At 39.5% G+C, this 9,033-nt stretch carries 5 protein-coding genes; 3 read left to right on the plus strand and 2 right to left on the minus strand.

The genetic code is table 11. The annotated features are described in order from the left end of the window. Window positions 1–36: 36 nt before the first annotated feature. Genes H9629_RS14505 through H9629_RS14515 form a run of 3 tightly spaced genes read left to right on the plus strand, consistent with a single transcriptional unit; the run spans window position 37 to window position 5,759 of the window. The gene (locus tag H9629_RS14505) at window positions 37–1,365 is read left to right on the plus strand and encodes a TolC family protein (protein ID WP_191731374.1); all 1,329 of its coding nucleotides are present in this window, start codon (window positions 37–39) and stop codon (window positions 1,363–1,365) included. Between the two features lies 1 nt (window position 1,366). Next, window positions 1,367–2,602 (plus strand): efflux RND transporter periplasmic adaptor subunit, encoded by a 1,236-nt coding sequence (locus H9629_RS14510; RefSeq protein WP_191731375.1) that lies wholly within the window; start codon window positions 1,367–1,369, stop codon window positions 2,600–2,602. Further along, on the plus strand, window positions 2,592–5,759 hold the full coding sequence (locus H9629_RS14515; protein WP_191731376.1) for an efflux RND transporter permease subunit: 3,168 nt from the start codon (window positions 2,592–2,594) through the stop codon (window positions 5,757–5,759). Before H9629_RS14510 ends, H9629_RS14515 begins: the two co-directional genes overlap by 11 nt. Window positions 5,760–5,982: 223 nt before the next feature. Here H9629_RS14515 and H9629_RS14520 read toward each other — a convergent pair whose 3' ends face one another. Then, on the minus strand, window positions 5,983–6,927 hold the full coding sequence (locus H9629_RS14520; protein WP_064096824.1) for a sensor domain-containing diguanylate cyclase: 945 nt from the start codon (window positions 6,925–6,927) through the stop codon (window positions 5,983–5,985). Between the two features lie 1,853 nt (window positions 6,928–8,780). Beyond that, on the minus strand, window positions 8,781–8,972 hold the full coding sequence (locus H9629_RS14525; RefSeq protein ID WP_191731378.1) for a hypothetical protein: 192 nt from the start codon (window positions 8,970–8,972) through the stop codon (window positions 8,781–8,783). Window positions 8,973–9,033: the final 61 nt, after the last annotated feature.

Genomic DNA, 9,033 nt, shown 5'->3' on the forward strand with positions numbered 1-9,033 from the left:
CCACCACTTATATTTTTAAATTAGTGGGAAACATCTATGTCTTTTCAAAACAAGACTTTTATCAGTCAATGGATAGCTGCTGGGCTATTGCTGCTTGCTATACCAAACGTTAATGCTTCGACGAATGCAGTCACAAATTTCCAAGACGCATTAACCAAGGTGCAGCAATATCAAGCACAATCCGAACTACAAACTCAGCGTCGGAAACTTGCGACATTAAATATTCAAAACAGCCGTCTATGGCAAAATCCAGTGTTCTCCATTGAACAAAATGGATTTGATTCCAGTCAGGAACAAGAACTGAGTATCGGTATTAGCCAGCTACTCGATGTTTTTGGCCAACGTAAGATTAATCAAAAAATAGCAACACTTTCAGAACAGCAACTTCAGTTGAAAGAACAGCTTTGGAAGGCTCAGGGTGAACTGATCGTAAAGCATGTTTGGGCACAGTATATTTTGTCAGAAACTGAAAAGGCTATTTTTGCAAAGCAGATGAAAGTAAGCCAAGCCAATGTAGACAGTGCTAAAAAACGTTATCAGGCTGGCAGTATCGCTTTAGTGGATTATGAACGTGCTCAGATTGAGCATTTGGACATTCAAAGACAATCCCAGCAGGCTTTATTAACGCTGCAAACATCACAAAGACAACTGTCCAGTTTATGGGGTGAAACCCAGGTCAGCTTCAAGATTCAACCAAAAAATTTAGTATGGCCAAGTGAAATTGGACATGCAGTTGAAAAAAATATCCAGCAAGGTTGGTTAGAAAAACTTTATATCTTGAATTTGCAACAATCTCATCAGCAGGTTGAGCTTTTAAGAGTTAAAAGCCGTCCTCAACCGACCTTGAATCTGGGGATGACACAGACCAAAGCACCTCTACAGGACAATGAAACCACCGTGGCACTGGGTGTTGAAATCCCCTTAAATATTTTTAATCGTCAACAATATGTCATTCCCATGGCCGAGCGCCAGCAACAACTCTTGAACCAAATGCAGCAAAGAGAGTTGAAACAACAAATTCTCGACATTGCCAATCGGCTCAATGAGCTGAAAGGCTTGCGCCAACAATTTGATGCCATTGCTACTCAAATTCAGCTCTCTGAAAAGGTTCAATCCAGAACGCTTCAGGGCTTTCAGGCAGGTAAATTTTCTATCACGGATATGCAACAAACATCATTACTGCTACAAAATTTACGTGTCTCTCAACTGCAGATTCTAAAGCAGGCATGGAAAATCGGACTCAGTATTGAAGCCTTAAGTCTGGGAACAAGCTATGAGGATATTAGTCAGTCTACTGCATACACACAACTGATTAAAAATGCCTTTGCGGAAATGCAAAATCTTATCAATGGTCAGGGAGAATAAAATGAATAAACATCCATCTGGAAAAATCTCTCAACCAGTTTTGGCCGGTGTATTGATATGCCTTACCGTTTTGCTCAGCGTATGGATCTGGCTGAGTAATCAAAATAAAAAAAACGGTCATCATGAGCATGAGGGTGAAACTGAACAGCATGATAACCACGCTGAAGAGGGTAAAGAGAAAAAGGAACACAGCGACGAGAGAGAAATAAAACTCTCAGCGCAACAAATAGTTGAACATGGTCTCAAAATTGAACAAATAACGCGGGGTCATGTGGAAAGCTACATTTCACTTCCCGGAAAGCTCGTTGTAAATACCGACCAGCAAGCACATATTTCACCGAACTTCAGTGGTCATGTCGAACAAGTCAATGTTGCTTTAGGTCAAGCTGTAGAGCGAGGTCAAACACTTGCTGTGCTCTCGGTACCTGAACTGATTGACCAGCAAGCTAACTTAAATATAGCGCAGTCTAATCTGCGTCTGGCCCAACAGGAATATCAGCGTGAGTACCAGCTTTGGACACAAGGCATTTCGGCAAAACAAGACCTGCAACGCGCTGAAAATGCCTATCGCCAGGCAAAAATTACCGTACAGTCTCAGCAAGCGCGTTTACAGGCTTTGGGGGCGACAGGTCAAAATGGACGTTTCGTCATACGCGCACCCATTTCAGGAATGATCAGCCAAAAAGACATTGTTGTCGGTGAGAACGTCCAACTGGCCGATCAGCTTTTTGTGATCGAAAACCTTAATGGCCTCTGGTTAGAGTTTAATATTCCAAATAACTCGTCCATCCCGCTTCAAGCAGGACAAGTTTTAAACTTTAAAGCCAATGGTTCTGATCAAAACTACCAGGCGAAAGTACAAACCTTCAATGCACAAGCAGATCAAAAAACTGGACGTTTGCAAGTTCGCGCCAAAGTCACCACCCATGCAGAAGTCCTACGTCCAAATGTTTTGGTAAATGTATTGGTCAATGATACACCAGCAAAAACGGCATTAAGAATCCAGAAAAAAGCCTTACAGCAGATTGAAGGAAAACCTGTGGTATTTGTCATTGAATCTGAGGAAAAGGGCCAGCTTCATTTGAAAGCACAGCCCATTGAGGTGGGGATGGGCAGTCATGATGGACAATGGCTAGAAGTGATTTCTGGATTGGGCGAAGGGCAAAAATATATTGCCGATGGTAGTTTCCTACTGAAATCTGAATTAGAAAAAGACGAGGCTGGTCATGAGCATTAATCAAGATTTACCTCGTCCTGAAGGATTGTTTGAGCGCATTATTCAGTTTTCGATTCAAAATGCAATTTGGGTGATGATTTTTGTCTGTACATGGGTTGCAGTAGGTATTTATAGTTACCAGAAATTGCCGGTCGATGCTGTTCCCGACATTACCAACACCCAGGTGCAGATCAATACCCAAGCCAATGGCTTCACTGCGCTTGAAGTTGAACAACGCATTACTTATCCGATTGAAAATGCGATGGCAGGTATTCCAGATTTGGAACTGACCCGCTCCATATCACGGTATGGATTATCCCAGGTCACAGTCGTATTTAAAGATGGGACAGATATCTACTGGGCAAGACAACAGATCAATCAGCGTGTGCAAGAAGTACAGGCTGATCTACCCAAACAGGTCTCACCATCCATGTCACCGTTATCCACAGGATTAGGTGAAATCTATCAGTGGGTACTCACAGTAGAACCCAATGCAAAAAAAGCTGATGGATCAGGCTATACCGCGATGGATTTAAGGGAAATTCAGGATTGGATTGTTCGACCACAATTACAACGTGTCAAAGGCGTTGCTGAGGTTAACAGCATTGGTGGATTTAATAAAACCTATGTGGTTTCACCCGATCTCAGCCGCATGCAACAATTGAATATCAGCTTAGACCAATTACAGCAAGCACTGACAATCAACAATGAAAACCGTGGTGCAGGTTTTATTGAGGACAATGGACAACAACTGACAGTACGTATACCGGGTACGCTCGATACTGTTAATGATATTGAAAATACCATGATTGCAAGCCCGAACGGTAGTCCAATTCGAGTGGGTGATATTGCACAAGTGCTGATCGGACATGACTTAAGAACAGGGGGCGCAACCTATAACGGCGAAGAAACTGTTCTCGGTATTGCGATGATGGCGATGGGTGAAAATAGTCGCACCGTATCGAAAGCAGTAGATGCCAAGATCCAGGATATTCAAAATAGCCTACCTCAAGGCGTACGGATCGAAACAGTTTATGACCGCACGGGTTTGGTGGAAAAGGCCATTAAAACGGTACAAAAAAACCTGATTGAAGGTGCCATTTTAGTCATCGTCATTCTATTTTTATTCCTTGGCAATATCCGTGCAGCCTTGATTACGGCCTGTGTGATTCCTCTTTCCATGTTGTTCACACTCACAGGCATGGCACAAAAAAATATTAGTGCCAATCTCATGAGTTTAGGTGCTTTGGATTTTGGCATTATCGTGGATGGAGCCGTGGTGATTGTCGAAAACTGTATGCGTCGTTTGGCCCATGCTCAACAACAGTTAAAACGAGAGCTTACTCAAGAAGAGCGCTTTAAAGAGGTGTTTCTAGCTGCACGACAAGCAAGACGCCCCCTCATTTTTGGGCAATTAATCATTTTAGTGGTCTATTTCCCCATCTTTGCCTTGAGCGGTGTAGAAGCAAAACTGTTCCATCCCATGGCACTGACTGTGGTTTTAGCACTTGTTGCTGCAATCATTTTGTCGATTAGTTTTGTACCCGCTGCGGTTGCTTTGTGGGTGAAGGGCGACATTCAGGAGCAAGAAAGTCGCTGGATGCTGTGGCTAAAATCAAATTACCAACAGGTTCTTGATCTTGCTTACCAATACAAGGCAGTTGTACTAACTTTTGCATTGTGTTTACTGGTTATTACAGCTTTGATCAGTACCAAACTTGGCAGTGAGTTTGCACCACAACTAAGTGAAGGAGATTTTGCGGTACAACAGTTACGATCACCAAGTACAGGTTTAGAGGAGTCTCTACGCATTCAGGAAAACACAGAAAAATTATTGTTAAAAAACTTCCCTGAAATTAAAGCAGTATTTGCAAGAACAGGGACGGCTGAAGTCGCAACAGATGTGATGCCACCCAATATCTCTGATGGTTATATCATGTTGAAAGCATGTCATGAATGGCCAAACCCTAAAGAGAGTTTAGATAACTTACGTAGCCGTATGGTGGCATATTTAGAAACAATTCCTGGCAATAATAGTGAATTTTCACAGCCGATTGAATTACGTTTTAATGAGTTGATTTCAGGTGTCCGCAGTGATGTCGGGGTGAAAATTTTTGGTGATGATATGCAAGTCCTCAATAGTGAAGCTGCTAAAATCGCCAAAATCATCCAGAAAATTTCTGGCAGTAGCGCCGTAAAGGTGGAGCAAACCTCCGGGTTGCCTTTACTCAATATTGAGATTAATAAGGAATTAGCTGCACAATATGGCTTGAGCGTACGCTCAATTCAAGATCTCGTTGCAGCAAGTATCGGCGGTCAAAGTGTAGGCGAGATTCTAGAAGGTGACCGACGCTTTGATTTTGTGGTTCGTTTAAGTGATGAGGACCGTAATCTTGCAAGTGTTGCTCAGTTGCCCTTACAGCTTCCAAATGGTGGACAGATTGTATTGGCGGATGTTGCGATGGTGAGTACGATTGAAGGTGTGAATCAGGTCAGTCGTGAAAACGGTAAGCGTCGTATTGTCGTGACGACCAATGTTGACGGGCGTGATTTAGGATCATATGTCGCAGAACTACAAAAGCAAGTGAAAAATTATGAGCTGCCAAGTGGTTACTGGATTGAATATGGTGGGCAATTTGAAAATCTGGCTTCAGCCAGATCACGTATGCAAATAGTGATTCCACTTGCCTTACTGACAATCTTTATTCTACTTATGGTTGTTTTCCATAATGTTAAAGAAAGCCTTCTTGTTTTTACCGGTGTACCTTTTGCGTTGACAGGTGGAGTATTGTTCCTTTGGCTTCGTGATATTCCATTATCGATGTCAGCAGGTATTGGATTTATTGCATTGTCAGGTGTCGCCGTACTGAATGGACTTGTAATGTTGACGTTTATTAAAGAGTTAAGACATCAATACAGTTTAGAGGAAGCCGTGTGGAGAGGGGCGATCTTACGCTTACGCCCTGTGCTGATGACCGCTTGTGTGGCTTCACTTGGTTTTGTACCCATGGCTCTTGCCACAGGAACTGGTGCGGAAGTACAGAGACCCTTGGCAACTGTGGTGATTGGCGGGATTATTTCATCAACTTTGCTTACTTTAGTCCTGTTGCCGATACTGTATCTCTGGATAAATAAGCACCAACAAAACTCTAAACTATTGGTGCAACAGGAATATTAACACTACGAATTAGAGCTTATAAAAGATAGGCATTATAGAAACCTGTTAAATAATTATTTCTATCAGTGCCATCTTTTATTCAAAACTGCTTAAAAACAAGCCGACCCTAAAATATGTCGGCTTGTTGCTACGGGGAGGATGGCTGAACTATTTATAAGCAATGTTTCATTGGGAACCAATTAGGTTAAATTTAAACAGGCTTCTATCGGGTGGGTGGCTTTGATCAATAATTACCAGATTTGATTAATGATTTATTCTTATACATATTTTCATCTGCTTCAATGATGGCAGTTGATAACCCATATGTCGGATTACGCATTGCCAGGCCAATTGCAGCACTAATACCAGCTTCTGCGAAAGCCTTTTGAATTCTTGATACAAGTCTTTTAGCATTTTCCAGATTGGTTTCTATGCTGAGTACAGCAAACTCATCACCACCTAAGCGAGCAACAATATCATTGCTACGGACTATATCTTTTAGAGTGAGTGCCATTCTCTGGATTAGATCATCACCCGCCGTATGTCCTAGGCTATCATTTGTAATCTTAAGATCATTAAGATCTATCATTAATACAGCGGTAGGATGCCCATAGCGTTTGCACCGCTCTTCTTCTAATTCAATTAAACGGTCCCAAGCACGACGATTAAAAAGCCCAGTCATTGGATCAGACAATGCTTCCAATTCAAACCGTTCGGCTCTACGCACATGTTCAGCCGCTTTTAATTCAGCTTGAATCGTATAACTAAGCACTTTGGCTATGAGGTCGAATAGTGGAGTATCTTCAACAAGAATTTTAGATTGAGGTTCAGGATCAATCGCACAGAGGGTACCAAACAGTGAGCCGTCTTCTTTTAAAAGAGGTTGACCAATATAGGCTTGAATAGTAACTAGCTGATTTATTGGTGCATTCGCATATATTTGAATATCAGGTGAATAGGGAACTATACGCGGCGCATTATTTAGTACCATTTGTGAGCAGAAAGAATCAGCCCAATTAAACACTTGCCCAGGCTTAATGTCATAACCATTGTCTTCACTCAACAGTACAATCCAGTCATTACCCTCCGTACGGGTAATCATCCATAACTTAAATCCAAATCGTTGAGATAAAAATTTTAAAATGGCCTGGCCAGCTTCTTCAAAATTCTTGAAATTTGCATTGTGCATAGAGAGAACCTATTTCCGTATAGTCTGATAATTTACCGTTATTCTAACCAACCCTGATATTCACCAATAATTTAATTTACTAGAAAAACAAAATCTAAAATACTGTTTTGAAAAGAGTTCTATATGTTGGCTAGCATTGAATATTCTTAAGATGTTTATAATAGCTTAAAGTTAAATTTAGATCTTTTAGGAGGCTCTCTTTTGTGTATTCAGAGGACTCTAGCTTAAGCATATTAGATAAGAAATTGGTTTCAAATTCACGAGGATAATCTTCACATAAAATTATTTTCTTCGTTTCAACTGAGATAATATCTGATTCAAGCTGATTTATAAAACCCGCGAGAGTATTTTCTGATTGTTCTATGGACGTAATAATTGGCTTTACCTTATCTTCAGGCTGTGATCCCTGGCAAGCACAAACGGAAAAGGATAGCAGTAAAACAGGTAAAAGGTTCACTTTCATGGTCTATTCTTCTCTATCATTTTAACTAAAGTATAACCATTATTTTTCTAATTAAAACCAAGTGTTTGCATCAGGTATTTTCAACTTATGCTCAAAATAAAGACGCAAATTTCCGAAAATGTTCAATAGCTTTGTGATTAAAGGTCATTTTTTATTTGACCTTAAACCGATGGTATTATTTTGATGTTACAAAATAAATAAACTCAACCAATTAGAGTATTTAAATTATGAATTTACAGGTTTATCAGGAATTTTTACAATATTCTTCGAATACTGATCTATATTTTTTAATTGCTAAAATTGAATATCAACACCATATATTTAATTTTCACTCCTACTAAGTCAACTTCTCAAGTCTCAAGCATAATTGAATAGGTTGATGATATTGATCGAATTGACTTCGCTTATATTAATTTTCAATCTAATAAAAAATCAAAAAATCGCTCTCCAAGAGAGTTTTATAATTTAAAACCTTGTAACGCTTTAATTATAGGTCTTTCTTTTCGAATTATATAAAATATAGCTGTAGAAGTCGGAGAGCTTCCTAATGACAAAAATTGAGATTTTATTAATTATTGTAGCTGTCATGATTATATCCATGATGATTTACGCCGTAGGACAAACATTCAATTAGGTAAAGCCACTCGAAAGAGTGGTTTTTAATACCGAATATATAATGTATTTGTAATATATTGCTATTATAATTAACTCAGAATAATCGTATAAAATATATTCTAATGAGATTAAGAATATAACCATGATGACTAAAATAGAAATATTTATATCCATATTGGCGGTGATAGGGATTGCTAGTACTATTTACATGGTTTGCCAACCGGTTAACTGAATTATTTGATCTTGCACGAGATTTTCTAGAGAAAGATTTTTGGTTGTTACGTAGTATCAATTTCAGTAAAATTTTGGCCGATCTAACATAATCTTACAAAGTTATTTTCTCATTCCTAAGTATAAGTTAAAATATAATGTAAAGTTTCTCCCTTATGCAAAGGGGAACATCATGAAAAACCTAGGTTTTTTCTAATTATTGCAATGTTATTTGGTTGCAATCAAAAAGAGTTTGATGATCCACCCTCAGATTCAAAACTATCGAATGAACGAAAACTCAGTGCTATAAGAGAAATAACAAAAAACTTTATTCCTAATCCAGATTCTGCAAAATTTCGCAATCAGATAGGGGACTGCGGAGAAGTGAGCTATGCTATATGGAAAAGCCTGACTCCTACAGTTCTTATAGTCGATTTGTTGTGATTGATGAAAATATAGTACTCATTGAACATCAGATAGACTCAAACCAGTTTGAACTGTCTTGGAACAGTAGCTGTATTCGAAGTTGGAAATAGAAGAATGAAGCCTTCGACTGAAGGGGCTATTATTTCTGGTCTTTCTGATCTCCATAATCTTGAGCAACCTGTTGTGCCTCGGTTGCGGCAGTTGCCTCTATTGGAATGGATTCATCTGCATTAGTTAAGGTGCTAGTAAATCCGAATAAAGTTAGAATTAGAATCTTTGAATACGTTTCCAGCTGAATTTCCTCTATCTTTCGGTTTTGTTGCATAAACATTCAAAAGCTGAGTTTTCCCCAATCCATTCAAATTTAAGTGACAACTTGGGTGTGAGGTCTA

The organism is Acinetobacter pecorum (assembly GCF_014837015.1).
GTDB lineage: Bacteria > Pseudomonadota > Gammaproteobacteria > Pseudomonadales > Moraxellaceae > Acinetobacter > Acinetobacter pecorum.

What these genes read in the sequence shown, in the direction of transcription:
- H9629_RS14505 (WP_191731374.1), top strand. Translation starts at nt 37, where the DNA reads ATGTCTTTTCAAAACAAGACTTTTATCAGTCAATGGATAGCTGCTGGG.
- H9629_RS14510 (WP_191731375.1), top strand. Translation starts at nt 1,367, where the DNA reads ATGAATAAACATCCATCTGGAAAAATCTCTCAACCAGTTTTGGCCGGT.
- H9629_RS14515 (WP_191731376.1), top strand. Translation starts at nt 2,592, where the DNA reads ATGAGCATTAATCAAGATTTACCTCGTCCTGAAGGATTGTTTGAGCGC.
- H9629_RS14520 (WP_064096824.1), bottom strand. Translation starts at nt 6,927, where the DNA reads ATGCACAATGCAAATTTCAAGAATTTTGAAGAAGCTGGCCAGGCCATT.
- H9629_RS14525 (WP_191731378.1), bottom strand. Translation starts at nt 8,972, where the DNA reads ATGTTTATGCAACAAAACCGAAAGATAGAGGAAATTCAGCTGGAAACG.